This window comes from Amycolatopsis magusensis (assembly GCF_017875555.1).
In the GTDB taxonomy this organism is placed as follows: domain Bacteria; phylum Actinomycetota; class Actinomycetes; order Mycobacteriales; family Pseudonocardiaceae; genus Amycolatopsis; species Amycolatopsis magusensis.
This window is the reverse complement of sequence record NZ_JAGGMS010000001.1, coordinates 5,100,005-5,124,917: the sequence shown is the minus strand read 5'-3', so window position 1 is coordinate 5,124,917 and position 24,913 is coordinate 5,100,005. Positions and strand designations below refer to the sequence as shown.

23 protein-coding genes and 1 pseudogene are annotated in these 24,913 nt (G+C 71.1%); 11 read left to right on the top strand and 13 right to left on the bottom strand.

The window, feature by feature from the left end; all coding sequences use genetic code 11:
• Positions 1–13: 13 nt before the first annotated feature.
• From JOM49_RS22895 to dinB, 3 genes are all read right to left on the bottom strand, one after another.
• On the bottom strand, positions 14–667 hold the full coding sequence (locus JOM49_RS22895) for a response regulator (RefSeq protein ID WP_209666292.1): 654 nt from the start codon (positions 665–667) through the stop codon (positions 14–16).
• Complete coding sequence (locus JOM49_RS22890) at positions 664–1,872, bottom strand: sensor histidine kinase (RefSeq protein WP_209666291.1); 1,209 nt, start codon at positions 1,870–1,872, stop codon at positions 664–666. Before JOM49_RS22890 ends, JOM49_RS22895 begins: the two co-directional genes overlap by 4 nt.
• Positions 1,873–2,259: 387 nt before the next feature.
• On the bottom strand, positions 2,260–3,456 hold the full coding sequence (gene dinB, locus JOM49_RS22885) for a DNA polymerase IV (protein ID WP_209666290.1): 1,197 nt from the start codon (positions 3,454–3,456) through the stop codon (positions 2,260–2,262).
• A 258-nt stretch (positions 3,457–3,714) separates the two neighbouring features.
• On the opposite strand from dinB, the gene JOM49_RS22880 reads away from it, so the two are divergent.
• On the top strand, positions 3,715–4,368 hold the full coding sequence (locus JOM49_RS22880; RefSeq protein ID WP_209666289.1) for a VldE C-terminal domain-containing protein: 654 nt from the start codon (positions 3,715–3,717) through the stop codon (positions 4,366–4,368).
• On the opposite strand, the gene JOM49_RS22875 is transcribed toward JOM49_RS22880, so the two are convergent.
• The 4 genes and pseudogenes from JOM49_RS22875 to JOM49_RS44405 all read right to left on the bottom strand — a co-directional run.
• Positions 4,334–4,828, bottom strand: a complete 495-nt coding sequence (locus JOM49_RS22875; RefSeq protein ID WP_209666288.1) for a DnaJ family domain-containing protein — start codon at positions 4,826–4,828, stop codon at positions 4,334–4,336. The genes JOM49_RS22880 and JOM49_RS22875 overlap by 35 nt on opposite strands.
• A gap of 18 nt (positions 4,829–4,846) precedes the next feature.
• A complete protein-coding gene (locus JOM49_RS22870; RefSeq protein WP_209666287.1) occupies positions 4,847–5,722 on the bottom strand; it encodes an NAD(P)-dependent oxidoreductase in 876 nt (291 codons plus the stop codon).
• Between the two features lie 104 nt (positions 5,723–5,826).
• Entirely contained in the window at positions 5,827–6,141 is a 315-nt protein-coding gene (locus tag JOM49_RS43220) for a DedA family protein (RefSeq protein WP_308158843.1), read from the bottom strand.
• Between the two features lie 179 nt (positions 6,142–6,320).
• Positions 6,321–6,419, bottom strand: a pseudogene (locus JOM49_RS44405) (methyltransferase); the annotation flags it as partial.
• A 131-nt stretch (positions 6,420–6,550) separates the two neighbouring features.
• On the opposite strand from JOM49_RS44405, the gene JOM49_RS22860 reads away from it, so the two are divergent.
• From JOM49_RS22860 to JOM49_RS22850, 3 genes are all read left to right on the top strand, one after another.
• Positions 6,551–7,723, top strand: a complete 1,173-nt coding sequence (locus JOM49_RS22860) for a sensor histidine kinase (RefSeq protein WP_209666286.1) — start codon at positions 6,551–6,553, stop codon at positions 7,721–7,723.
• Complete coding sequence (locus JOM49_RS22855) at positions 7,720–8,376, top strand: response regulator (protein ID WP_209666285.1); 657 nt, start codon at positions 7,720–7,722, stop codon at positions 8,374–8,376. Before JOM49_RS22860 ends, JOM49_RS22855 begins: the two co-directional genes overlap by 4 nt.
• Positions 8,377–8,590: 214 nt before the next feature.
• Complete coding sequence (locus JOM49_RS22850; protein ID WP_209666284.1) at positions 8,591–9,253, top strand: DUF742 domain-containing protein; 663 nt, start codon at positions 8,591–8,593, stop codon at positions 9,251–9,253.
• Positions 9,254–9,323: 70 nt separating this feature from the next.
• Here the strand turns inward: JOM49_RS22850 and JOM49_RS22845 are convergent, their stop codons facing one another.
• Positions 9,324–10,415, bottom strand: a complete 1,092-nt coding sequence (locus JOM49_RS22845) for a S1 family peptidase (RefSeq protein WP_209666283.1) — start codon at positions 10,413–10,415, stop codon at positions 9,324–9,326.
• A 251-nt stretch (positions 10,416–10,666) separates the two neighbouring features.
• Here JOM49_RS22845 and sigJ point away from each other — a divergent pair, with 251 nt between their 5' ends.
• Complete coding sequence (gene sigJ / locus JOM49_RS22840) at positions 10,667–11,650, top strand: RNA polymerase sigma factor SigJ (protein ID WP_209666282.1); 984 nt, start codon at positions 10,667–10,669, stop codon at positions 11,648–11,650.
• Here the strand turns inward: sigJ and JOM49_RS22835 are convergent.
• Entirely contained in the window at positions 11,533–12,126 is a 594-nt protein-coding gene (locus tag JOM49_RS22835; protein WP_209666281.1) for a TIGR03086 family metal-binding protein, read from the bottom strand. The genes sigJ and JOM49_RS22835 overlap by 118 nt on opposite strands.
• A 367-nt stretch (positions 12,127–12,493) precedes the next feature.
• On the opposite strand from JOM49_RS22835, the gene JOM49_RS22830 reads away from it, so the two are divergent.
• From JOM49_RS22830 to JOM49_RS22805, 6 genes are all read left to right on the top strand, one after another.
• A complete protein-coding gene (locus JOM49_RS22830; protein ID WP_209666280.1) occupies positions 12,494–13,852 on the top strand; it encodes an MFS transporter in 1,359 nt (452 codons plus the stop codon).
• 139 nt (positions 13,853–13,991) lie between these two features.
• Positions 13,992–14,975 (top strand): LysR family transcriptional regulator, encoded by a 984-nt coding sequence (locus JOM49_RS22825; RefSeq protein WP_209666279.1) that lies wholly within the window; start codon positions 13,992–13,994, stop codon positions 14,973–14,975.
• Positions 14,976–15,053: 78 nt separating this feature from the next.
• Entirely contained in the window at positions 15,054–16,493 is a 1,440-nt protein-coding gene (locus tag JOM49_RS22820; protein ID WP_209666278.1) for a S1 family peptidase, read from the top strand.
• A gap of 150 nt (positions 16,494–16,643) precedes the next feature.
• Entirely contained in the window at positions 16,644–18,188 is a 1,545-nt protein-coding gene (locus JOM49_RS22815; protein ID WP_308158842.1) for an amidase, read from the top strand.
• Between the two features lie 118 nt (positions 18,189–18,306).
• Positions 18,307–20,265 (top strand): hypothetical protein, encoded by a 1,959-nt coding sequence (locus tag JOM49_RS22810; protein ID WP_209666276.1) that lies wholly within the window; start codon positions 18,307–18,309, stop codon positions 20,263–20,265.
• Positions 20,262–21,803, top strand: a complete 1,542-nt coding sequence (locus JOM49_RS22805) for a hypothetical protein (protein WP_209666275.1) — start codon at positions 20,262–20,264, stop codon at positions 21,801–21,803. Before JOM49_RS22810 ends, JOM49_RS22805 begins: the two co-directional genes overlap by 4 nt.
• Before the next feature lie 7 nt (positions 21,804–21,810).
• Here JOM49_RS22805 and JOM49_RS22800 read toward each other — a convergent pair whose 3' ends face one another.
• The 4 genes from JOM49_RS22800 to JOM49_RS22785 form a co-directional block, all read right to left on the bottom strand.
• A complete protein-coding gene (locus JOM49_RS22800) occupies positions 21,811–22,008 on the bottom strand; it encodes a PspC domain-containing protein (protein WP_209666274.1) in 198 nt (65 codons plus the stop codon).
• A gap of 683 nt (positions 22,009–22,691) precedes the next feature.
• On the bottom strand, positions 22,692–23,159 hold the full coding sequence (locus tag JOM49_RS22795; protein ID WP_209666273.1) for a nuclear transport factor 2 family protein: 468 nt from the start codon (positions 23,157–23,159) through the stop codon (positions 22,692–22,694).
• A 66-nt stretch (positions 23,160–23,225) separates the two neighbouring features.
• Entirely contained in the window at positions 23,226–23,768 is a 543-nt protein-coding gene (locus tag JOM49_RS22790) for a TetR/AcrR family transcriptional regulator (RefSeq protein WP_209666272.1), read from the bottom strand.
• A gap of 27 nt (positions 23,769–23,795) precedes the next feature.
• Positions 23,796–24,893: an acyl-CoA dehydrogenase family protein gene (locus JOM49_RS22785; protein WP_209666271.1), complete on the bottom strand. Its 1,098-nt coding sequence runs from the start codon at positions 24,891–24,893 to the stop codon at positions 23,796–23,798.
• Positions 24,894–24,913 lie beyond the last annotated feature (20 nt).

Genomic DNA, 24,913 nt, shown 5'->3' with positions numbered 1-24,913 from the left:
CGGCGCGCGCGTACTACCCGGGTACCACCACGCCCGCTTCGTACGCGGCGATCACCGCCTGAGCGCGGTCGCGCACACCGAGCTTGGCGAAGACTCGGCTGACGTGGGTCTTCGCCGTCTGCTCGGCGATCACCAGCTCGGCCGCGATCTCCACATTGGACAGTCCTTTCGCGACCAGCCGGAGCACCTCGGTCTCGCGCTCGGTCAGCCCGCCGACCCGCGTGCCCGCTTCGAGCGCCGGGCCGCGCGCGGTGAACTCCCGCACCAGCCGCTGGGTCACCGAGGGCGCGAACAACGCGTTGCCCGCGGCGATCACGCGGACCGCGGTGACCAGGTCGTCCAGCGGCGCGTCCTTGAGCAGGAACCCGCTGGCCCCGGCCCGCAGCGCGCCGTAGACGTATTCGTCGATGTCGAAGGTGGTCAGCATGAGCACCTTCGACGCCGGGTCGGGGCCGGCGAGGACGTGGCGCGTGGCCTCCAGCCCGTCCATGACCGGCATGCGGACGTCCATCAGCACGACGTCCGGCCGCAGCCGCGCGCAGAGCTCGACGGCGGCGGCGCCATCGGCCGCCTCGCCGAGCACGCGCAGGTCGTCCTGCGCGTCGAGCGCCGCCCGGAAACTCTGCCGGACCATCGTCTGGTCATCGGCCACGACCACGGTGATCAAGCCTCGCCGCCCTCCCGCTCCCCCACCGGCAGCCGCGCGGCCACCCGGAACCCGCCGTCGCCGGTCGCGCCCGCCTCCAGCGTGCCGCCCAGCATGGCGACCCTCTCACGCATGCCGAGCAGGCCGTGCCCCGGACCGCCGCGCTCGGGCACGCCACCGCCGGCGGAGTTCCGCACGGTGACCCCGACCGCGTCGCCGTGGGCAGCCAGTTCGACCACGACCCGGCTGCCGGTCGCGTGCCGGGCGGCGTTGCTCAGCGCTTCCTGGACGATCCGGTAGACCGACAACGCCACCCCGGCGGGCAGGTCGTCGAACTCGCCGCGCACGTCGAGTTCGCAGTCCATGCCGAGCGAGCGGACCCGTTCGGCCAGCTCGGCGATCTGGGCGGCGGTGGGCTGGGGCGCGGTCGGTTCGGCATCGGCCCCTTCCGCCCGCAGCACCCCGAGCAGGCGGCGCATCTCGACCATGCCCTCGCGGGCGGTCTCGTTGAGTTCGGCGAATTCGGTCCGGACGTCTTCGGACAGTCCGGAGAAGCGGAAGCGCGCGGAGTCGGTGCGCAGGGCGAGGACCGACATGTGGTGGGCGACCACGTCGTGCAGTTCGCGGGCGATGCGGGCACGTTCGGCGAACACGGCGTTCCTGGTCGCCGACGCGGCGCGCTGGCGTTCGGCGATCCGGCGCTGGCGGACGGTGTTGCCGAGGACCAGGAGGACGGTCATCAGCACGACCAGCATCAGCCAGTTGCGCCAGTCGCCGACGTGCAACGGCAGGAAGGCGGCGGTCACCACGGCGACGCGGGCGACGACGGCCTGGGTGTGGCTCTCGGCCACGACGTAGAGCACCAGCGCGGTGACCAGTGCCAGACCCGGGGACCAGGCCCAGCCCCACTGGCGGACCGAGCCGGGGTGCACCAGCGGGGTGATCGCGATCAGCACCAGCGCCAGCCGCCAAGCCCACAACGGCGACCGGACGGCGACGAGCGCCGGGGCCGGCACCAGGAGCGCGAGCAGGAGGACCAGCGGCGTCCCCGCCACCGACGGCGGCGCCGTGAGCGCGGCGACGAACGCGGCCCAGATCCCGACGGCGCAGTAGATCACCACCCGCAACCGGCGCAACGCCACCGACTTGGACACCTCGGCCTGCGGGACGGCCCCGGTGAACAAGGTGTAGCGGGTGACCCGCCACCACTCGCCCCACCGCGCCATGACAGCCCACCCTACGGCCCAGGCCACCACCCACCCCGACAACGCACGCACGACTCCCGCTACCCCACCCGCCCCGGCCGCTCGCCCGGCGCCATCACCACATCACCGCCACCTCAACCCAGCCAGCACCGGCCCGGCCGCTCGTCCAGCGATCAAGCCACCGCCTCCCACCCCCGCAGCCACCTTCCCGATACTGCGCAGCCACCTCCACCAGGAGCGGGGTTCCTGGCGCTGAGCCCCACGGGGCACCCCGCCTCACCGCAGTCGCCAACCGGCCAGCGGGAACGCCCGGCCCGAGCCACACCGGCAGCACCGGGCCTCGGCCTCGACGAACAGCGCCACCGAGAGCGCCGCTCCCAACCAGCCGCCGCGGAAGCGGTATCTGCGTCAGTCCGGTAGTAGCGGTACCTGCACCCCCTGGTCCGTCCCCAGTAGCACCGCCCGCGTCACCGCGGCGGCGCCGTAGCGTTCCCGCAGGTCGTCGAGGGTGGCGTCCAGGGAGCCTTCCGGGGCCTTGCCGAACGGCAGGGTCAGCTGGATCGCGTTCTCGTCGTCCAGGTTCGCCAGTGACAGGCCCAGCAGCGTGATCCCCTGCTTCTCGATGATCGGCATCGAACCCGCCAGTAGATCCCTGGCCGTGGACAGCACCACCTGCGTACTGGCGGTCGGCTCCGGCAGCGTGTGCGAGCGCGTGGCCCGCGAACTGTCGGCGAACCGCAACCGCAGCACCACCGTCCGGCACACCCGGTGCGCCGCCCGCAGGCGGCGGCCGAGCCGGTCGACGATGCCGAGCAGGATGGCGTCGAGGTCCTCGGCGGTGCGCGGGCGCCTGCCGAGCGCGCGCTGGGACCCGATCGACCCGCGTCGCTTGCCGACGCGCACCGGGCGCGGGTCGCGGTTGTGCGCCAGCGCGTGCAGGTGGTGCCCCGCCGCCCGGCCGAGCATGGACACCAGCCGCCCCTCGGCCAGGTCCGCGACCTGCGCGACGGTGGTGATGCCGCGCGAATGCAGCCGCTCGGCGGTCACCCGGCCGACACCCCAGAGCCGCTCCACCGGCAGCGGGTGCAGGAAGTCCAGCTCACCGCCGGGCGGCACCACCAGCAGCCCGTCCGGCTTGGCCACCGCGCTGGCCACCTTCGCGAGGAACTTGGTGCGGGCCACGCCCACGGTGATCGGCAAGCCGACCTCGCGCAGCACGTCCTCGCGCAGCCGCACCGCGATGTCAGCGGGCTCGCCGCGCAGCCGCTTCAGCCCGGCGACGTCCAGGAAGGCCTCGTCGATGGAGATCCCCTCGACCAGCGGCGTGGTGTTCCGGAAGACCGAGAACACCGCCTTGCTGGCCGCCGAATAGGCCTTCATCCGCGGCGGCACCACGACCGCGTCCGGGCACAGCGCCCGCGCCTGCCACCCGCCCATCGCGGTGCGCACCCCGCACGCCTTGGCCTCGTAACTGGCCGCCAGCACCACGCCCCCGCCGACGATCACCGGCCGCCCGCGCAGGCTCGCGTCGTCGCGCTGCTCGACGGAAGCGTAGAACGCGTCCAGGTCCGCGTGCAGGATGGTGGCCTCGGTTCGCACGAACACATGTTCGCATCCGAACCCCGCGAAATCGACGACATTCGCTCATCTGTTCGATTCGTGTCGCGGTCGCGGAGAGTTGCCGGTACGTCACAGAAAACCGTTCTACGTGCGCAGACGTATACAGCACGAATGGGTTGCTCAACAATTTTGTGGCGCTCGACACTCGGACGTGACTCTGCCGTAGCCGTTTCGTAATGTTGCCGTCGGCTCTGGCGCAGAGCTACCCACCGGTACCCCCGAACCAGTGAGTGAGCAGCAGAAATGTCAGGACGACATCGCAAGAAGGTCGCGTCGTGGAAGATGCCGGCCGGCCTGGGCGCGGGCGTGGCAGCCGTGCTCGTGGTGCCGGTGTGGCTCACCGGCGGCCCGTGGGAGTCCCCGCAGAACGGGGTCGCCCTCGCGGTCCAGCCTCCACCCCCCGCCCTCCCCGCCCCGGCGCTGACCAGTCCCCCGCCCGCCCCGACGACCACGACGACCACCCCGCCCCCGTCGTCGACCACCACCACCACGACCACCCCGCCGCCGGAGACCACCTCGGAGAAGACCCCCGAACCCGAGAAGTGCGGCACCACCCTGGAAGGCACCAAGCCCCACGTCGCCCAGGTCGGCAACCACATCAAGGCCAAGTTCGGCGTCGACGACATCGGTGGCGCCGCCGGGCGCTCCGGCGCGAGCGACCACCCCGAAGGCCTCGCACTGGACTTCATGGTGGGCACCGCCGAAGGCAACGAGATCGCCGACTACATCCTGCAGAACCGCAAGGACTTCGGCGTCACCTACGTGATCTGGCGGCAGCGCTACAACGACGGCAGCGGCTGGTCGATGATGGAGGACCGCGGCGGCGAGACCGCGAACCACTTCGACCACGTGCACGTGTCGTTCAAGTCCGGCGCCGACGTCGACGTGACCTGCTGAACCAGCCGCGGCGCACCGGCGGCTCGACGGCCTCCGGCTCGGTGGCGGGCGTGACCGCCCCCCGCTCCGCCCGCCACCGCTCGGTCACCTCGTCGGCGTCGGCCAGGCCCACCGGCACCCGCGGGCCGGTGGGCATCCGCATCCACTCGGCGATGCGGCGGTTGAGCACCCGCACGTGTTCGCGGACCTCGTGCTCGGTGCGCAGCTCGCGCACCGCCTCCGGCAGCCGCTCCAGCTCCTTGCGCAGCAGGAGCGACTCCGGGAGCAGCGCACCGGCCGAGACCCCTTCCCGGCGCAGGTAGTCCTTGAGCCACCAGTGCTCGTCGCGGGGTCCGCGCAGCCCGGGCAGCGGCTTCCCCGTGCCGGGCAGGTCGTCGAAATCACCGCGTTCCTGCGCGGTCCGGATCTGGCGGTCCACCCAGCTCTCGAAGTCGACCCCCGGCGGCTTGCGTTCGGTCACCCCACCAGTATCACCGGCTCAGCGGCGCCGGCGCAGCTGCTCGAACAGGCTGGTCCAGCTCTTGTCGCCGTCCCCGGCCGCGACGGCCCGGTCGTACTGGTCCTTCACCGCCCGCGGCAGGCCGGTGTCGATCCCGGCCTCGTAGCTGGCCTGCACGATGTGGTCGGCGGTGGCCTTCATCATCAGTGCGTTGGCCTGGTCGCCGGGGTGGTCGCCGGTGTCGAGGTGCTTCGGCGCCTCGGCCATCATCGGCGCGATGTTGTTCAGGTTGCTCTCGGCGTAGGGCCAGAACTTCTCCGCGGTCACCCCGTGTGCCTCCAGCAGCGCGTTCGCGTGCAGGTAGGCCGAGAGCGAGGTGAGGAAGATGTCCAGCTGTGCCTGGTAGAACAGCTGGGCCAGGGCGTGGTCGGCACCCAGGTAGTCGGTGCGGCCGATCAGCGCCAGCGGCTCGCGGAACCGCTCGAACGCCGCCTCCGGCCCGCTGTAGAAGACGTAGGAGCCGTCCTGCCCGACCCACTCGGCGGGCACCATCACGCCACCGGCGATCAGCTCGGCGCCGCGCTCGGCCAGCCAGTCCGCCGCCTCGCGGGTGCGGGTGGGCGTGTCGGAGCTGAGGTTGACCACCACGCGGCCCCGCAGCGCGTCGCCCACCGGGCCGAGGATGTCGTACATCGCCTGGTAGTCGGTGAGGCTGAGGATCACGAGTTCGTTCTCGGCGACCGCGCTCGCGACACTACCGGCCCGGCTCGCCCCGGCGGCCACCACGCCGTCGGCCCGGCTCGCTGTGCGGTTCCACACGGTGACCGGGTGCCCGCCCTCGAGCAGCACCCGCACCATCGCCTGGCCCATCGGGCCGAGGCCGATGAAGGTGACCGGGGTGGGGTTCTTCGTCATGTTCGCTGTCCTTGTCCGTCGATCGGCTTTCGATGGACCCCACGCTGCCCGTCCCCACCCCCGGAACTCTTCGGACTCACGCACGACGCACCGAAAGTCGCAGCTCAGCGCGCCCAGGTCAGAGAAGCGGCGGCGTGGCCCGCGAGGAGTTCCGCGCTTGCCCACACCACCGCCGCGCACGCGCTCCCGGCCGAGAACCGCTGGTACGGCTTCGTCGTGGAACCGGCCACGCGTGGCACCACGGTGCGCGCCCCGGCCAGGAAGCGCCCGGCGATCACGCCCGGCAGGCCGTACCGCGGTGAACGACTCCGCCCGGTTCCAGCGCGCGTCGCCGACTCGCCTGCCGAAGCGCGAAGACCGCAGCGGCGTCCTTCCAGGTACGCCAGCTGGGCCCCGAGCACGGCGGCGGTCACCGCCACGGCCGGCGCGAGCGGCAGGTCCAGCGTGCCCTGCTCGGCGAGCCCGCCCCATCAGCAGCGTCGGCAGCACGATCCCGGGCAGCAGCGCGGTTTCCGCGGTGATCAGCAGCCCGCACACCCACGGCAGGCCGCAGACCACCACGTCGACCGGTTCGTCCACATAGGACATCAGTGCCCCGGCCGAGGCCCCTGGTCATCGCCGCGGCGAGGCGCCGCGAACTCGGTGCCACAGCCCCGGTCAGCAGCGGGTGGCGGAGGAATTCCCTGGTGATCGACATGCCGCTCACGCTGGGAGCGGCCGGGGTGGCCGCACATCCGTCGACCCGACCGGGCCGGTCCGACCGGGGTAGGACCGCCGGGGTACCGCGGGAGGACGCGACCGGGCAGGAACCGGAGTTACGTTCGGTGCATGAATCGCCTGAGCCTCTGGATCCGCACCCGTCCGTGGGTGCTCGACCTACCGGTGTACGCCGTCTTCGTCCTCTACCCACCCACCCGGACGCCCGGCTGGCCGATGGCACTGCTGTGGCTGCCGATCGGCGCGCTGATCGCCGCGCTGGTCCTGCGGCGCCGCCACCCGCGGGCCGCCGCGCTCGCCGTGCTGGTGATCGCGCTGATCCAGTACACCGATGAAGGATTCGCGCAGGACAGCCTGCGCACCGACGCCGCCATGGCCATCGTGTTGTACACGCTCGCCGTCCGGGGCCACCGGCGCTTCGGCGCGGCGGTGTTCCTGGCGAGCGCGGTGCTCCGCGTGGCCTGGCAGACCACCTGGGGCGGCGACGGGCAAGGCGGGCCGACGATGCAGATCCTCACCGTGCTCGCGGTGCAGCTGGCGGCGTGGGTGCTCGGTGAGTACGTGCGGTCCCGCCACGCGCTCGACGGCGAGGTTGCCCTGCGGACCGCGCAGGCCGAGAACGAGCGGCACGCGCTGGCCAGGGCCGCGGTGGCCGAGGAACGCGCGAGCATCGCCCGCGAACTGCACGACGTGCTCGCGCACGGCGTCAGCGTGATCGTGCTCAACGCCGAGGGCGCGAAACTGATGCGCCACCAGGATCCCTCGGCGGTCGACCGGACCTTCGAAACGATCAGCCGGACCGGCCGCGACGCGCTGGCCGAACTCCGGCGCCTGCTGGAGGTGCTGCACGCCGGCGAGGACGCGCGACGGCCACAGCCGACCGCCGCCGAGTTGCGGGACCTGGTGGCGCAGGCGGACAACGGGCGGCGGGCGATCGGCGTCGAGGTCACCGGCGACGACAGCGGCCTGCCCGCGAGCGCCGCGCTCCAGGCCTACCGGATCGTGCAGGAGGCACTGACCAACATGATCAAGCACGCGCCCGCCGACGCCGACGGCCAGGTGTCCGTCCACTTCGGACCACCGGCCGACCGCCGCGAGATCCGCATCGAGGTGACCAACTCCGGCGGGACCTCGGCACCGGCACCGGCACCCGCGCTGCCCTCGTCCGGGCGCGGCCTGGCCGGGATGGCCCAGCGGGTGGAGATGTACCACGGTTCCCTGGAAACCGGCGCCACCGAAGACGGCGGCTACCGGGTCGCCGCGACGCTGGTGGTCGGCGCGTGACCGGGCGCGTGCTCATCTGCGACGACCAGGAACTGGTGCGCGTCGGCATCCGGATGATCGTGGACAGCCAGCCCGACCTGGCGGTCGCCGAGGAGGCCGCCGACGGTGCCGCCGCGGTGGAGGCCGCGCTGCGGCTGCGCCCGGAACTGGTGCTGATGGACGTGCGGATGCCCACGATGGACGGGATCGAGGCGACCGCGAAGATCTGTGCCGCGTTGCCGGACACGCGCGTGCTGATCATCACCACCTTCGACCTCGACGAGTACGCCTATTCGGCGCTCCGGGCCGGGGCGAGCGGATTCCTGGTGAAGGACGCGCCCGCCGACGAAATGCTGGTGGCCATGCGCGGGGTACTGCGTGGCGACTCCATGGTTTCCCCCTCGGTGACCCGGCGGCTGCTGGACCGCTACCTCGGCGAAGAAGGCGGCGCCGAGCACGCCGCCAAGCTCGATCGCCTGACCGAGCGGGAAAAGGACGTGCTGGGGCTGATCGCGCGCGGCCGGTCCAACGGTGAGATCGCCGAACAGCTCTACATCGGGGAGACCACGGTGAAAACCCACGTCGGCCGTGTCCTGGCCAAGCTCGAACTGCGGGATCGCGTGCACGCCGTGGTCTTCGCCTACGAAAGCGGCCTGGTGCGGCCCGGCAGCTGAAATATCGTGCGTCCTTGTTTCGGCCGTGTTACCGGTCTCGATCAAATCGAAAACACCCCGGAAACATCCACCCCCGAGATCGCCATTACGCCGCTCCGCACCGGGCGGCTGATTCCCCCGAAGGGCGGGTGACACGGCGGATTCCGGCAGTAGTATGGGTCGCCTTCGAAACTGTCGCGAAATTCCGCAGGCGCACTAGGCGGTCGAACGAGCAATGGGTGAACCCGAGCGGATCCCGGACGAACCGGCGGTCGGCCTGTCCGGCGCGCGCTTTCCGACGGCCCGGCAGCGGGCGAAGCTGGACGACGGGGACGACAGCGCGAGCACCGGCCGCGACGGCCGGAAGCGGCGCCACCGCCAGGACCGGGTCGGCCGTTCGGGCGCCCGTTTCCCGTCCGCGAGCGCGCTGGAGAAGTACGGCGAGCCAGAACCAGAACCGGAGCCCGAACCCCCGCCACCACCTCCACCACCTCCACCACCTCCCCCTCCGCCACCACCGCTGCCCCCGGAGCCGCCACAGCCACCGGAATCGCCGCTGCCGGTGGACGACGGGGTCCGGGTGCGGCCGTACGTCCTCACCGGCGGGCGCACCCGGAGCAGGCGGAAGCTGGCCATCGAGACGCTGATCGCCGCGGACCCGAGGCAGACGGGGTTCACCACGCCGGAGTCCGCGCGGGTGCTCTCCCTCTGCCTGCAGCCGCGCTCGGTGGCCGAGATCGCCGCGCAGCTCTCCGTTCCACTCGGCGTGGCACAGGTCCTGATCGGCGACCTGGCCGAAGCGGGCCGGGTCACCGTGCACGCCACCGCCGTCGCCGACAACGGCCGCCCCGCCCTGGACCTGATGTACCGCGTCCTGGAAGGCCTGCGCAAGCTCTGACACGAAGGTGGCTCCCGGAGCGGAATCCGCCCCGGAAGCCACCTTTGCTATCAGCTGGCGCGAGTACGGGTCAGCCGGTGTAGAGGGTCAGGCCGTAGGCGCTGAGCGCCTCGTTGACCGGCTGGAAGAACGTCGTGCCACCGGACGAGCAGTTGCCCGAGCCGCCCGAGGTCATGCCCTGGGCCTGCACGCGGGTGCCGGAACCGGGGTCGCTGACCACGGAACCGCCGGAGTCGCCCGGCTCGGCGCAGGCGCTGGTGCGGGTCAGGCCGTAGACGATGTCACCGCCGCCGTAGTTGACGGTCTGGTTGAACGCGCCCACGGTGCCGCAGCGCCAGCCGGTGGTCGAACCCGAGCGGCAGATGCGGCTGCCCACCGGGCTGACCGTGGAACCGGCCACGGTCACGTCCGACCCGCTGGACCAGCGGTCCACCAGCGGGGTGGACACGGCGGCCGAGCTGGTCACCTGGATGCGGCCGTAGTCGTTGCCGGGGAAGGAACTCCCCGCCACCGGGCCGATCGCGCCACCGGTGCCGGTGACGTTGCCGCCGATCTCCGTGCAGTGCCCGGCGGTGATGATGTACCGGGTGCCCGAGGAGTTGCGCGCGTTGAAGCCGATCGAGCAGCGGCCGCCGCCGAAGTAGATGGCCTGGCCGCCGATCAGGTTCCACTTCGGGTGGTTGGCCTGGGTGGTCGGCTCCACCCGGACCGCCGAACCGGCCGCGTTGGCCCACGCGACGCCGGCGGCGTCGTTGTGCAGGACCGAAACCACCACTTCGTTGGTGGTCACGTCCACGTACCAGCCGGTCACCGAGTCCGGCACGGAGTTCGCTCTCTTGTCCAAAGTGGATTGCACGCCGGCGAGCTCCGCCGCGCTGTTCTCGACCACCTTGGGCACCGCGCCGGCCGAGCGGATCTCGGCGGCGCGCGCGGCGTCGGTGGTGCCGACGACGAACTTGCCGGTGGTGCTGTCGATCCAGGAGCTCGCGTAGGCCGCGCCGAGCCGCTGGCTCAGCGACTCCTGGGCCGCGGCCAGCGCCGCCGGCTCGGCCGATGAATCCAAAGTGGACACTTGAGTGGCGGAAGCTGGGCTGGCGACGGCGACCGCGGCTGCGGCGGAACCGACCAGGGCCAGGATTGTGCGCAGGGAACGTCGACTCACGAACGGCCTCCAAGGCAGGGAAGGAAAGGGCCGGGAAAAGCGACGGTGTACACCTGACGGAGGACGCTACGGCAAGCCCCAGGGCACCGGTAGCGGCTATTTGAGCGCTCCATCCCACCCTGTGGTCACGCTCACCCGGTCACGCTCGGTTACTGAACCATCCTTCGGGTGCGGACGATTGGTGATTGACCCACCCCGGGTGTCGTAACGGTGCCGGTTCACCGTGCCGGGATCCTGGCAAGCTGGACGGCGTGACCGCTGGATCGCTGGAACAGTTCGAGGCCGCCCGGCCCCGCCTGTTCTCCTTGGCCTACCGGATGCTCGGCGAGGCCGCCGAGGCCGAGGACGTGGTGCAGGAGGCCTACCTCCGGTGGGAGAAGGCCGGGCCCGTGGCCACCCCGGCGGCCTGGCTGACCCGGGTGGCCGCCAACCTCTGCCTCACCCGGCTCACCTCCGCCCGCGCCCGCCGCGAGCGCTACACCGGCCCCTGGCTGCCCGAGCCGGTGGTCACCGGGATGGGGCCGTTGGAAACAGTCGAACAGCTCGACTCGCTCCGGTTCGGCGTGCTGGTGCTGCTGGAGCGGCTCACCCCGGCCGAACGGGCGGCCTTCGTGCTCCGCGAGGGCTTCGACTACAGCCACCGGGAGATCGCCGGCCTCCTGGGCGTCTCCGAAGCGAACGCGCGACAGCTCTACCGGCGTGCGCGCGAACACGTCGGCGAGCCGCGCAAGCGGTTCGAGGCCCCGGTGCACAAGGAGGTCGTGGAGCGCTTGCTCACGGCCATGCACCGGGGTGACCTGCCCACGCTGGAGCGGTTGCTCGCCGAGGACGTGGTCGCCTGGTCCGACGGCGGCGGCAAGGTCAGCGCCGCACGCCGCCCGATCACCGGCCGCGCCAAGGTGCTGCGCTTCCTGCTCGGGCTGGCCCGGCACCCGCGCCTGGCGAGCGCCGGATTCACCGTGGCACCGGTCAACGGCGAACCCGCGCTGCTGGTGTTCGAGTCGGGTGCGCTGATCGCGGTCATGGTGCCGGAATTCACCGGGGGACGGCTGAGCGAGATCCGGAACGTGCTCAACCCGGAGAAACTCGCTTTCGCCGCCGCCCAGCTCGCGAATGGTCAGGCCGGAACGCGCCACGACGGGTCGCGCCCGCTCAGGCCGAGCAATTGTTCCAGCGCGCTCGCGTCTTCGGGCACTTCCACGACGGGACCGAAGAGACCGGGATCACGCGGCTGATCCGGTGGCGCGATCATGCGGACGAAGCCGGTGGCCACCTCGACCTCCGCGGGATCGGCCTCGAACGGCTGCCCGGTCGCCTTCGCCAGGTCCCAGCCGTGCACGAGCAGTTCGTTCAGCGCGACCTGGCCCGCGACCGCGCCCGGCAGTTCCACGCCGCCCGCCGTGGTCATCCCATCCCACGCTTCGGGCGCGCGCCAGGCTTCGGCGAGCGCGTCCAGCTCGGCGAGGATCCGGGTGCGCCAGTCGTCCCCCAGCGCGCCCGCCCTCGGCTGCGGCGCGGCCGCGGTCAGCGGCCCGAGGTCCTTGCGCGCGGCGGCCTGGAAACCCCGTGAAAGGCCGTGGATGTGGTCGAGCAGTGTTTCGATCGCATAACTGGCGCAGGGCGTCGGGGCCCCGAGCTGATCCTCCCGCACCCCGCTCACCAGGGCTTTCAGCCGCCGGACCGCCGGGCCGATGTCGAACACCTGCGTCATGAACCCTCCCGTGCCGATTGTCACCGCCACGTTAGCGCACCGGGAAATTTCGTTGCGCCGCAGTACTTCACCACTGATTCCATTGTGGACAGTCCGGAGGGGACTGCGGGAATTCCGCACGGTGCAAAGCGGATTATCGGCGCGTGAACTTGACAAGAACCCCTCGTTTGGCCAGGGTCCTTCCCCGACGCCATAGGCACGAGGGGACGGGGAGGAAGATCGGCCAGCGAAATCGCTGGTGAGGTGCTTGAATCGACGAGCCGTACCACACACGCGAGGGCGCGGTGCACGGCCATGAACAGCGTTCGACCGGTATCGGGGGCCGAACGACCAGCTGCACTGCTTTCCAGATTTCGGAGGATCATTCATGGTCAGCCAGCACGACGGGACCGCCGGCCCGGGGGTGGAACCGGATAAGAAAACGCTCCGGAAGGCGATCGCCGCCTCCGCGATCGGTAACGCCACGGAGTGGTTCGACTACGGTGTCTACGCCTACACGGCCACCTACATCTCCAAGCAGTTCTTCCCCAGCGAGGACCCGGCCGCCTCGACGCTGGGCGCCCTGCTCGTCTTCGCCGTCTCGTTCCTGATCCGCCCGCTGGGCGGCATGGTCTGGGGCCCGCTGGGCGACCGCATCGGCCGCCAGCGCGTGCTCGCCACCACCATCCTGCTGATGGCCGGCGCCACCTTCTGCGTCGGCCTGCTGCCCGGGTACGCCACGCTCGGCATCTTCGCGCCCATCCTGCTGATCGTGCTCCGCATGATCCAGGGCTTCTCCACCGGCGGCGAGTACGGCGGCGCGGCCACCTTCATGGCCGAGTACGCCCCCGACAAGAAGCGCGGCAAGTACGGCAGCTTCCTCGAGTTCGGCACGCTGGCCGGGTTCACCCTCGGCGCCCTGCTGGTGCTGGTCTTCCAGAAGACGCTCAGCGCGGAGGCGATGGGCGACTGGGGCTGGCGCCTGCCGTTCCTGATCGCCGCGCCGCTCGGGCTGGTCGGGCTCTACCTGCGGAGCAAGCTGGAGGACACGCCGGTCTTCCGCGAGCTGGAGCGCAAGGGCGAGACCGCGCAGAAGACCACGACCCAGCTGCGCGACCTCGGTGCCTTCTGGAAGCCGCTGCTGCTGCTGGTCGGCCTGGTGGTCACGCTCAACGTGGTGAACTACACCTTGCTGGCCTACATGCCGACCTACCTGGAAGGCCAGCTCAAGCTGTCCGCGGACGACTCGCTGACGCTGATCATCATCGGGCAGCTGGCGATGATGGTGCTGCTGCCGTTCTCCGGCGCGCTGTCCGACCGGGTCGGCCGCAAGGCGCTGTGGTGGGTCTCGATCATCGGCTTGTTCGTGCTCGCCATCCCGTTGTTCAAGCTGATGGGCACCGGTTTCGGCGCGGCGGTCCTGGCCTTCGCCATCCTCGGCCTGCTCTACGTGCCGCAGCTGAGCACGATCTCGGCGATGTTCCCGGCGATGTTCCCGACGCACGTGCGCTACGCCGGGTTCGCCATCGCCTACAACGTGTCCACCGCGTTGTTCGGCGGGACCGCGCCGGTGGTCAACGAGGCGCTGATCGACGCCACCGGGGACAACATCTTCCCGGCGTACTACATGATGGCGGCCTGCGTGGTCGGCGGCATCGCGCTCATCTTCGTCCCGGAGACGAAGGGCGCTTCGCTGCGCGGCCGGGGCGTGCCGGGCGTCGACACCCTGGCAGAACCGGTCAAGTAGGACACCGGCGCCGCACGCCCGTCGCGCTCCGGCGCGGCGGGCGTGCGGCGTTGCTCCATCCGGCCTACGTAGCCCGCGCCATCAGAGTGCAGTAGTCCGAGGGCTGTCGCGGCCCGCTCCCGGCACCTAACGTGGGCGTATGGAGCTGGAGCTGCGCCATTTCCGGATCATCTGCACCGTCGCCGAAGCCGGGAGCATCACCAAGGCCGCCTCGGCGCTCGGGCTGGCGCAGCCCGCGCTCACCGCGCAGCTCCACCGCATCGAACGCACCCTCGGCGGGCCGCTGTTCGACCGCGACCGCCGTGGCGTGCGGCCCACCCCGCTCGGCGAACTGGTGCTCTCCCGTGCCCGGCTGCTGCTGCCCGCGGTGTCCACGCTCAAAGAAGAAGCCGCCCGGCTGACCAACGCCACCAAACCCGGCGACACCCCGGCCCGGCTCCGGCTCGGTTCCGCCAACGGGCACGTGCTCGGCGGTCTGGTGCACCAGCTCAATTCCAGTCTTCCTGGCCTGCGCATCACCACGCACGTCTCGTGGTCGGCCGACGAACTCGCCGCGATGGTCGCCGAGGGCCGCCTCGACTTCACCCTGGCCGGAGTCTGCGGGGACGCCCCTCCCCCGGCCCAGGCGGGACTGGCCTGGCAGACCCTGGCCACCGACCCGGTGTTCGTGCTGCTGTCCGAGGACCACCCGCTCGCCGCCGCCCCGGCCGTCGACCTGGCGGACCTGGCCGAGGCGAACTGGGGCGCCACCCCGGGCGACGGCTGCTTCGGCGACTGCTTCGCCGCCGCCTGCGCCCGCGCCGGCTTCGCCCCGCGCTCCCTGTACGAGACCGACGTGAACAGCTGCATCGACCTGGTGGAGTCCGGGGACGCGGTGGCGTTGTGCCAGCCGATGTTCCGCCGGATGCCGGGCGTGCGCGCGGTGCCGATCGCCGGCAACCCCCTGCGGTGGCGCAACCTGCTCGGCTGGCACCCCGACGGCGCGGCCGCGGCCTTCGCCGGGCGGCTGCTGGAACTGGCCAGGGCCGCCTACCGCGACGTGACCGCGCGCAGCCCCCGGTATTCGGCCTTCCTGCGCGAACACCCCGAATTCGGCGTGCCGGGCCCGACGCCGGTGGTATGACGCAAACGGTATCTCCCGCCGTGTGGAAGGCGAGGTTAACGTCGCTTAACCCCACCCCTCCACCGCTAGGAGCCCAGCATGGCCAGACGCCTGGTCGCCCTGCTCGGAGCCGCCGCCGCGGCCACCAGTGTGCTCACCGCGATGACGGTCACCGCCGCCGTCGCGGGCACTTCGGACGAACTGTTCGGCGCGATGCAGCGAGACCTCGGCATCAGCGCCACCGAAGCGGCCGCCCGGCTGTCCGATGAGGACCGTGCCGCGAAGACCGACCGCCTGCTGCGCAAGAAGCTCTCCCAGGGCTACGGTGGCTCCTGGTACGACCCCGGCAAGGAGAAGCTGGTCGTCGCGGTGACCGGTGAGGCCGCCGCGCGCACGGCCCGCGCCGATGGCGCCGAGGCCGTGGTGGTCAGCCGCACCGAAGCCCAGCTGGACGCACTCAAGTCCAAGTTGGACAGTCGCAGCGCGACCAGTCCGCGCACGGTGGCCGGGTGGTACGTGGACGTTTCCAGCAACCGGATCGTCGTGCTCTCCCGCGGTGAAGCCCTCGGTGCCGCGCACTCGTTCGTCGCCGACAGCGGGGTGCCCGCGGACGCGGTCACCGTGGTCGCCTCGGCCGAGTCCCCGCGCCCGCTGATCGACGTGGTCGGCGGCAACGCCTACTACATCGGCAGCGGCACCCGCTGCTCGGTCGGCTTCTCGGTGACCGACGGGTTCGTCACCGCCGGGCACTGCGGCAACACCGGCGCGAGCACCAGCCAGCCCACCGGCCAGTTCGCCGGCTCCAGCTTCCCCGGCAACGACTACGCCCACGTGCGCGTCGCCGCGGGCAACACCCCGGTCGGCGCGGTCAACAACTACTCCGGCGGCCGGGTCGCGGTGGCCGGGTCGCAGGACGCCCCGGTCGGCTCGTCGATCTGCCGGTCCGGCTCGACCACCGGCTGGCGCTGCGGCACCATCCAGGCCCGCAACTCCTCGGTCACCTACCCGCAGGGCACGGTCAGCGGCCTGATCCGCACCAACGCCTGCGCCGAGCCCGGCGACTCCGGCGGCTCGGCCATCTCCGGCAGCCAGGCGCAGGGCGTGACCTCCGGCGGCTCCGGCAACTGCAGCTCGGGCGGCACGACCTACTTCCAGCCGGTCAACGAGATCCTGCAGACCTACGGGCTGACGCTGGTCACCGACGGCGGCGGCAACCCGCCGGGCGGCGACTGCGACGACGCCGAGAACACCTACAACGGCAACCTCTCCAGCGGGGCCAACGCCATCCAGCCCAACGGCGGCTCGTACACCACCACCGCCACCGGCGTCCACCGCGGCTGCCTGGCCGGTCCGTCCGGCACCGACTTCGACCTGTACCTGCAGAAGTTGAACGGCAGCACCTGGACCGCGGTGGCCAGCGGCACCACGCCCGAAGCGAGCGAAACGGTGACCTACACCGGCACCGCGGGCACCTACCGCTGGCGGGTGCACGCCTACAGCGGCTCCGGCGCCTACACCCTCGGCACCGACGCCCCCTGACCCGCGAGGGGGCACCCCCGAGCAGCCCCCTCGCGTCCCGCCATGGGTGGGGCATTCCGACCGGTGGACGACCAAGGAATGCCCCACTCATGGCCTGTTTCCGTTGCTCCTGCTCTTGACGCCCGCGTGGCCGGGCGGGTTGGGTGCGGTGTGCGCTTACTCCGGCTGGTCTCGCTGTCCCTCGTCCTCGCCGTCGGCGTCGCGGTCCCGGCCCCCGCGGCCGCCACGCCGGGGCTCGACCTGGACCGCAGCACGATCCCGCAGTTGCAGCGCCTGATGGACCGCGGCGAGCTCAGCTCGATCGGGCTCACCGGCCGGTACCTCGGCCGCATCGCCACGGTGGATCGCAAGGTGCGTGCGGTGCTGGCGGTCGATCCGACGGCGATCGCGCAGGCCGCCGCCAGTGATCTGCGGCGCCGCACCGGTCACGCCCGCGGTCCGCTCGAAGGCATTCCCGTGTTGTTGAAGGACAACGTCGACACCCGCGGCCTGGACACCACAGCCGGTTCGCGGGCGCTGCGCGGCAAGCCCCCGGCGGCGGACGCCACGCTGGTGCGCAAGCTGCGTGCCGCCGGTGCGGTGATCCTCGGCAAGGCGAATCTGTCCGAATGGGCCAACTACCGGTCGACCAAGTCCACCTCCGGCTGGTCCGGCGTCGGCGGTCAGACGCACAATCCCCATGTGCTGGACCGGAATCCGTGTGGTTCCTCGTCCGGGTCCGGCGCGGCGGTCGCGGCTTCGCTGGCGCAGGTGGCGATCGGCACCGAGACCGACGGCTCGATCGTCTGCCCGGCCGGGGCGAACGGCGTGGTCGGCGCGAAACCGTCGCTGGGGCTGGTCAGCCGCACCGGCGTGGTGCCGATCTCGGCCGAGCAGGACACCGCGGGCCCGATGGCGCGCAACGTGGTGGACGCGGCCATCACCCTGTCCGCGTTGCAGGGCCGCGATCCCGCCGATCCGCCCACCGCCGACTACCCCGCCGACCAGCCCACCGACTACGCGCGAGAACTGCGCCCGGACGCGCTGGAGAGCGCGCGGATCGGCCTGTGGCGGCAGAGCGGCGTCAACGCCGATGTGGACCGTGTCGTCGAGGAAGCCGCGGGCGTCCTGCGCTCGCGCGGCGCCGAGGTGATCGACGTGGAACTGCCCTACCAGGACCAGATCGGCGCGGCGGAGGGCGCGGCGCTGCTCAGTGAGTTCACCCGCGACCTGCCCGCGTACCTGCGGACGCGGCCGGGTGTGCCGCAGAGCATCGCCGAACTGGTCGAGTTCAACCGGCGGGATCCGGTGGAGCTGAGCAAGTTCGGGCAGGAACTGTTCGAGCAGGCGCTGACCGCGCCCGGCACCGACGACCCCGGCTACCGCGAACAACGCCGGACCGCGACCGCGCTGGCACGCGACTCCATCGACGAAACCCTGGCGGCTCACGACCTCGACGCCATCGTGTCGCCCACCAACAGCCCAGCGTGGAAAACCGCATACGGCGAGGGCGACGCCTTCGAACTGGGCTCCTCGACCCCGGCCGCGGTCGCCGGTTACCCGAACGTCAGCGTGCCCGCCGGATACGCCGGTGCCCTGCCGATCGGCGTCTCCCTCTTCGCCGGCCGCTGGGCAGACGCCGACGTCCTCTCCCTGGCCGCCGCCTTCGAGAACGCCGCGCCTGTACGGCGGGCACCGAGGTACCTCCCCGGCTAGCCGTCTCGTGAGAATGGCCTAGTCCCATTGTTCCGAAGCGGGAACAAACCGGATGCGGCCGGTAACCGGCACCGTGCACCACGCGACTTCCAGCCAACGACGTGCAGGGAGGAAGTCGGTGGAGGGGTTCGAGTTGCTCGAGGAAGCCATCCGGACGGTCCCGGTGCCCGGCGCGCCACCGCGGCTGTCGCTCGACGGCGCCGCCGTCGGCCTGTCGTTCCTGGACACCAGCCTGCGGCTGAACCACGTCCGCAGGCTCACCGAACGCATCGCGATCACCGGGCACCGGGTGGCCCGCCGCACCGCCGAGGTGGACATCAACCTCGGCATGCTGGACGAAGGGCAGCGGCACGCGGCCAAGATGTTCCAGGACCTCGCCAGTCACGGGCACCCCGTCACGGCGAAGGACGGCCCGGCCTCGCTGTGGGTCCCGGTCGCGCGCATCCCGCGCGCGACCGCGGCACCGGTGGACGTCAAGGACGAAGGCGGGCGCAAGTTGCCTCGCCTCACCCAGTTCGAGACCTCACGACTGCTCGCGTCCGGCCTGTACCGGCTGTTCCGAGGCATCCTGACCAGCTTCCCGGACGCCCGCCAGGGCGGTGAACTCGGCAAACTGCTCTACCACGACCACCGCCAGCGGTGGTTGATCCAGGCCGCGCTGCTGGCGCTGCTCACCGACCGGAACCAGCCGGGACCGCGCGCGGCCTCGGAGGACGCCAGGCCGCCGGCGGGCACCGACGGGGATATCCGCCGCAAGCTCATCGGCCTGCTGACGAAACCCCGCTACGGGGAACAGTTGCAGGACTACTTCGCACTGCTCCACATCGCGCTCAACGAGCAACTACTCGTCGTCTCGCTCGACGCCACCACGAACGACCACCTACTCACCTACGACTCGCCGCTCCGGGTGGATCCCCCGAAACGCAGCCGGTTCTTCCTCCCCGGCGCGCTGCACACCAACGGCCGCGGGTACCTGGTGCACTACCACGGCGCCATCCCGGCCAACCTGCGCTCGTACCACCTGGTCGTCGAAACCGAGCCCGCCGTGCACATCGAGCACATGTACCTGACCACCAACGCCGACCGCACCCTGACCACCGAGCTCACCGACGACCTGCGGACGCTGGCCCAGCACCTGCGTCAGGAGGACCTCTTCGCCCGCGAGCGAAGCGCGACCGGGATCGTCGAACTGAAGCTGCAGAGCACCTTGCGGTTGCTCGGCGACCTGCTCCGGAGAAGGCGCTGGGACGCGGACAACGCCGGACTCCGGCTCGACGGAGCGAAACTCGCCGCCGCCGACGCGATGGGCAGGATCGCCGGTTCGGGCGCGGACCTGCCGACCGGGAACCTCGGGTCGACAGCGGGCAAGCTCGATCGCGCCGCCGAGGAGATCGAGGAGCAGGAACTGTTCGACGACCTGTCGATGGAGAACGACCCCATCGGCAACCAGGCCAACGCGTACTGGCGAAGGCGCCCCACTCGGTCACTGGCGGGCGCGCAGATCGAGACCCGGGCAGGGATGGTCCTGCGTGACGCGACGCCGACCGGCCACACCAGCATCTTCTGGTACGCGCTGAGCGTCGCGATCATCGCCTACGGGGTGGCCGCCTTCGCGGCACTGGACGTGTGGCCGTACTGGGGTGACACCCCGCGTCCGCTGGCGGACCTGCCCCAGGCCGGTCCCCTGATCGCCGTGCTGCTGTTGATCCCGGGTTTCCTCTACACCCGCCTTCCCCTGCCCGACCGGCACTCGGTGGCGGGTCAGCTCCGCAGGCTGCCCCGGCTCGCCGCCTACACCTGCATCGTCGCCATGGCCGCATTGTCGGCGGCGGTGGCCGCCAAGGCCCCGGCCGGGTGGCTGGCCGGGATCGCACTCGGCGCGAGCGTGTTCCCCCTGCTCGCGGCCGGGGTGGTGACCGCGCCCGTGGTCACCACCTGGTGGCGGCGCAGTGGCCGGGGAAAACAGTTCAAGAGCCACGACCTGCGGCGGACCCAGGCACCGCGGTGGACGAACGGTCGCCGGAACAAGCCTCCGGCACCCGACGTCGAATTCCACAGCTCGGAGCGGCAGCCATGACCGGGAGCGCACGCCCGTCGAGCGAAGCACTGGCCGAACTGGCTCGCGCGGGCTATTCGTCACTCCGGCAGCCGCTGGCCGAGGTGAGTTTCGAGGTGCACCACATGCGGGACGAGCCGGGTTACTTCTTCCGCGAAGTGTCCACTTCGGACAATCGGCGGTTCCTGGAAACCCTCTCGTCGAGCGTGAACGGCGCCGGACTGCTCGCCGGTACCCGCACCGAGGCGGTTCCGCCGAAGCTGCGCGTCCGCGAAGGCGGCAGCACCACCGAACCGGCCGTGAGCTTTCACCAGCACGAGAACGGGAACTACGAGTTCCGCGGGTCGGCCCGGCCGAACCTGACCTTCCTGTCCGAATCCGATCGCCGGTTCGAGGCCCTGATCTCACTCGATGTCGGCCCGCCCGGCCCACTGACCCTGCCGGACGGGTTGCGCGTCAAACGACTGCTGCTCGAGATCGGGCAACTGGCCGCGGACGCCCAGGCTCCGCTGTTGTTCGTCCAGTCCGCCGCGCAGCTCCCGATCGACGAGTCCGCGGAAGACGGTGACGGCACCATCCCGCCCTCCTCGTCGTTCGCGGTCCGGTTCGCCATCGCGCTGCGCACACCCAGCGCGAAGATCGTGCTCCAACTCGCCGAGCAGCTCAGCGCCTACTGCGACAAGCACGGCTACCGCTGGTGGCTCGCCGACACCCGGCTCGGTTACCGGACCGGCAACTGGTACGAGATCCACCCGGCGAAACCACCGGCGAGGCAGCAGAACGGCGTCCACGCCGGTGAGCCGATCCGCACGATCCTGCCGGTCACCTTCGTCGGTCCCGCCAGGGTCGGTTCGACGACGGCTCTCCTGCGCCTGCTCACCCATTTCCCCGCGGTCGGCGTGGTCGGCACTTCGAGCGCGCTGCTCGAGGACCTCGCTTTCGTCCACGTGCAACTCGGCCTGGCCGAGGTGCCCGACGGCGAACTGGTCCACCGGTTCGGCGCCGGTGAGTCACCGGTCGACACGATGTCCAAGATCCTGAAAGGGGTGTCGGCGAACCCGCCCGCGCCGATCACCTTCGACACGAGGACCTACATCCAGGAGCGGGCGGGCGACTACCAGACCCTCGCGGGTCCGCTGCTGCCCGCCGTCCCGACGATGAACGCCGAGCGGCTCGGCATCTGGTTCTCCTGGCAGATGGACCGGGCGGCCGACGGCCTCGCCAAGCCGATGCAGGCGCTGCGGCAGGCCCTCGGCCAAGTCGGCCTCGCCGGGGAGGAACTCGCCGGAGGGGAGGCCCCGAACATCGAGTACCTCGTGTGCCGCGACCTCGGCAACTCCATCATCCGGGGCCGGGGGAAGCTCTCCGTGCCGTTCGACGTCGTCCACGCGCGCTTCCCCAGGACGAACGTCGAGGCCGGTCCTTCCACGCTGTGCGTCAGCCTGGAAGACGCGTGGAAGGCCGAACTCGACGAGCTGCCGGAGACCGCGCGGGTCCACGAGGTCACCGTCGCCTGGCGCGAACACTGGCTGGGCAGATGGGCGGCGACGCTCGTGTGACCCGGGCTCAGTAGTTGCTCTTGGGCATCATCAGCCAGAGGGCGAGGTAGATCAGGAACTGCGGGCCGGGAAGGACGCAGGAGACCACGAACAGGATCCGCACGGTGCGGGGCTTCCAGCCCATCTTGCGGGCGATCCCCGCACAGACGCCGGCGATCACCTTGTTGTCCCTCGACCTGGTCAGTGTCCTCGTCGGTGTTGTCATACCTCCACCATGCGGCCTCGGCGCCGGGTTCGCATCGGTGAGACCCCGGAGATTCCCCGGATACCCCCACTTCGCCCTGTGGGTATTGGTCGCGATGGCCCCTTGTGGGCTGGGTCTCCCCCGGTCAGGGCTCGTGGTCCGGGCGGCGGTGGTGTGCCCGTTCGGCCTGCTCGCGGGCCTTTCGGCTGGCAGGCTCCTTACTGCGTGCCCGACTCGCCTCCCTGAACGTGAGACTCGGGGGCGCGGATGCGGGCTTCAGCTGCCTGAACGTGAGGTTCGCGTACCTGAACGCGCGGTTCGGGTGCCTGAACGTGGGGTTCGCGTGCCTGAGTGTGGAACTCGGGTGCCCGAGTGTGGGGTTCACGTGCCGGAACGTAGAACTCGGGGTGCCCGAACGTGCGGTTCGGGTGCCCGAACGTAGAACTCGGGTGCCTGAACGCGCGGTTCGGGTGCCCGAGCGTGGGGTTCGCGTGCCTGAGTGTGGAACTCGGGTGCCTGAACGTGCGATTCGCCTGCCCGAACGTAGAACTCAGGTGCCTGAACGTGCGATTCGCCTGCCCGAACGTAGAACTCGGGTGCCTGAAAGTGGGCTCGGGCGCCTGAAAGTGCTGTTCGGGTGGCTGAACGTGGGACTCGGGGGTTTGAGGGTGGGACTCGGGGGTTTGAGGGTGGGGGTGGGGTGGTTAGAGGGCGAGGGTGGTCAGGGAGGGGTGGGTGGTGGGGCGGGGGCCGGGGGGCCAGTGGAGTTTGCGGGCGGAGGCGGGGATGGGGAGGGTGTTGATGGAGGCGTGGCGGGTGCGCATGAGGCCGTGCTCGTCGAACTCCCAGTTTTCGTTGCCGTAGTTGCGCGTCCAGTTGCCGGCGTCGTCGTGGCATTCGTAGGCGAAGCGGACGGCGATGCGGTTGTCCCCGAAGGCCCAGAGTTCCTTGATCAGGCGGTAGTCGAGTTCCACGGTCCACTTGCGGCGGAGCAGGGCGACGACTTCGGCGCGGCCGTTGGCGAATTCGGCGCGGTTCCGCCAGCGGGTGTCGGTGGTGTAGGCGAGCGCGACCTTCTCCGGGTCGCGGGTGTTCCAGGCGTCCTCCGCCAGCCGGACCTTCTGGATCGCCGTTTCCCGGGTGAACGGCGGCAGCGGCGGGCGATCGGCCATGACTTCCTCCAGCGATCCGGAGAACGCACGTTCTCCACCGGACTCACCCTAGGAGAACGAGGGTTCTCAGCGCAAGAGCGACGCCGCGGCCCGCCGAGCATCGGCGGCGGGCTCAGGGCCCGGCTCCATCCCGGCCACCACCATCGCCCCCTCGGCCAGCAGCACCAGCTGCGCGGCCAGCCCGGCCGACCCGCCCGCCGAGGCCACGAGTCCCTCCACATAGGCCCGGAAACGCCGTTTGTGCTGCCGCGAGATTTCCGCGATCCGCGCCGAAGTGGTACCCAGCTCCCCATAGGAATTGACGAACGCACACCCGCGGAAATCAGGTTCGGCGAACCACACCGCCAGCCAGTCGAACACCGCGAGCGGGCGATCCGCCTCGGGTACCGCGGACACGAATGCCGAAAGCCGCGCGTGCCAGCGCTCGTCCCGCCGGGTCAGGTAGGCCTCGACCAGATCGTCTTTGGACGCGTACAACCGGTACAGCCGTTTCAGCGACACCCCGGACCGCGACCGCACGGCGTCCATGCCGACGGCCTGGATCCCGCGCCCGTAGAACAGTTCTTCGGCGGCATCGAGGACCAGCCCGGCCGCGACCTCGTCTTCCACAACAGCGCAGGCTACACCGGCGCGGGCTCACAGCCCGTAGGTTTTGCCGATGATGTCGCGCTGGATTTCGCTGGTGCCGCCGTACACAGTGGACACCACCGCCGAGCGCAGCAGCGCCTCCATGCCGTATTCGGTGGCGTAGCCGTACCCGCCGAGCAGTTGCATGCCGTCCAGCGCCATCGCCTTGGCGAATTCGGTGGCCTTCAGCTTGGCCATGGACGCCTCGCGCGGCAGGCTGGTGTCCGGGCTCTCCTCGATCTTGCGCGCCACGTCGTGCACCAGCAGCCGCGCGCACTCCAGTTCCGTGGCGTGGTCGGCGAGCCGGTGCCGCAGCGCCTGGAAACTGCCGATCGGCTTGCCGAACTGACGGCGTTCGCGCACGTAGTCCAGCGCGTCCTCGAACGCCCGTCGCGCGGTCCCGAGCATCACCGCGGCCAGGATCATCCGCTCCAGGTTCAGCCCGGTCATCAGCTGGCGCCAGCCGTGGTCCACGCGCCCGACCACGGCGTCGGCGGGCAGTACGCAGTCGGTGAAGTAGAGGTCGTTGACCTCCTTGCCGCCCATGGTGTCGATGCCGTGCACGGCCAGTCCGTCGACGCCGGCGGGCACGGAGAACATGGTCATGCCCTCGTGCTTGCCCTGGCCCGGCGAGGTGCGGGCGACCAGCAGGATGTGGTCGGCGTAGTGCGCGTTCGAGCACCAGGTCTTCTGGCCGTTGATCACCCAGCCGTCCCCGCGGCGCTCGGCCCGGCAGCTCAGCGCGCCGACGTCGGAACCGGCCTCCGGCTCGGACATCGAGATCGCCAGCACCGAGCCGCCCACGACCGCGGGCAGGATTTCCCGCTTCTGCTGTTCCGAGCCGAACTTCTCGTACGCGGCGGCGGCGATGATCGTGGTGGCGAAACCGCCGATCGGGGCCCGCCAGAACGCGGTCTCCTCCAGGAAGAGCACCAGGTCGGACATGCCGCGGCCGCTCCCGCCGTACTCCTCCGGCAACGACAGGCCGAGCCAGCCGAGATCGGCGAGCTTGCCGTACAGCTCGTCGCTGTGCGGGCCCTGCTTGCGGTCCACCTCGCGGCGGCAGAACTCGCCGATCGCCTGGACGAAGTCTTCCTGGTCGGTCATCGGGCACCTTTCGGGGGTTG

Coding starts and splice junctions, on each gene's coding strand:
- JOM49_RS22890 (WP_209666291.1), bottom strand. CDS start 1,872: ATGGCGCGGTGGGGCGAGTGGTGGCGGGTCACCCGCTACACCTTGTTC.
- JOM49_RS22880 (WP_209666289.1), top strand. CDS start 3,715: ATGTCAGGACGACATCGCAAGAAGGTCGCGTCGTGGAAGATGCCGGCC.
- JOM49_RS22870 (WP_209666287.1), bottom strand. CDS start 5,722: ATGACGAAGAACCCCACCCCGGTCACCTTCATCGGCCTCGGCCCGATG.
- JOM49_RS22860 (WP_209666286.1), top strand. CDS start 6,551: ATGAATCGCCTGAGCCTCTGGATCCGCACCCGTCCGTGGGTGCTCGAC.
- JOM49_RS22850 (WP_209666284.1), top strand. CDS start 8,591: ATGGGTGAACCCGAGCGGATCCCGGACGAACCGGCGGTCGGCCTGTCC.
- JOM49_RS22835 (WP_209666281.1), bottom strand. CDS start 12,126: ATGACGCAGGTGTTCGACATCGGCCCGGCGGTCCGGCGGCTGAAAGCC.
- JOM49_RS22830 (WP_209666280.1), top strand. CDS start 12,494: ATGGTCAGCCAGCACGACGGGACCGCCGGCCCGGGGGTGGAACCGGAT.
- JOM49_RS22825 (WP_209666279.1), top strand. CDS start 13,992: ATGGAGCTGGAGCTGCGCCATTTCCGGATCATCTGCACCGTCGCCGAA.
- JOM49_RS22820 (WP_209666278.1), top strand. CDS start 15,054: ATGGCCAGACGCCTGGTCGCCCTGCTCGGAGCCGCCGCCGCGGCCACC.
- JOM49_RS22805 (WP_209666275.1), top strand. CDS start 20,262: ATGACCGGGAGCGCACGCCCGTCGAGCGAAGCACTGGCCGAACTGGCT.
- JOM49_RS22800 (WP_209666274.1), bottom strand. CDS start 22,008: ATGACAACACCGACGAGGACACTGACCAGGTCGAGGGACAACAAGGTG.
- JOM49_RS22795 (WP_209666273.1), bottom strand. CDS start 23,159: ATGGCCGATCGCCCGCCGCTGCCGCCGTTCACCCGGGAAACGGCGATC.
- JOM49_RS22785 (WP_209666271.1), bottom strand. CDS start 24,893: ATGACCGACCAGGAAGACTTCGTCCAGGCGATCGGCGAGTTCTGCCGC.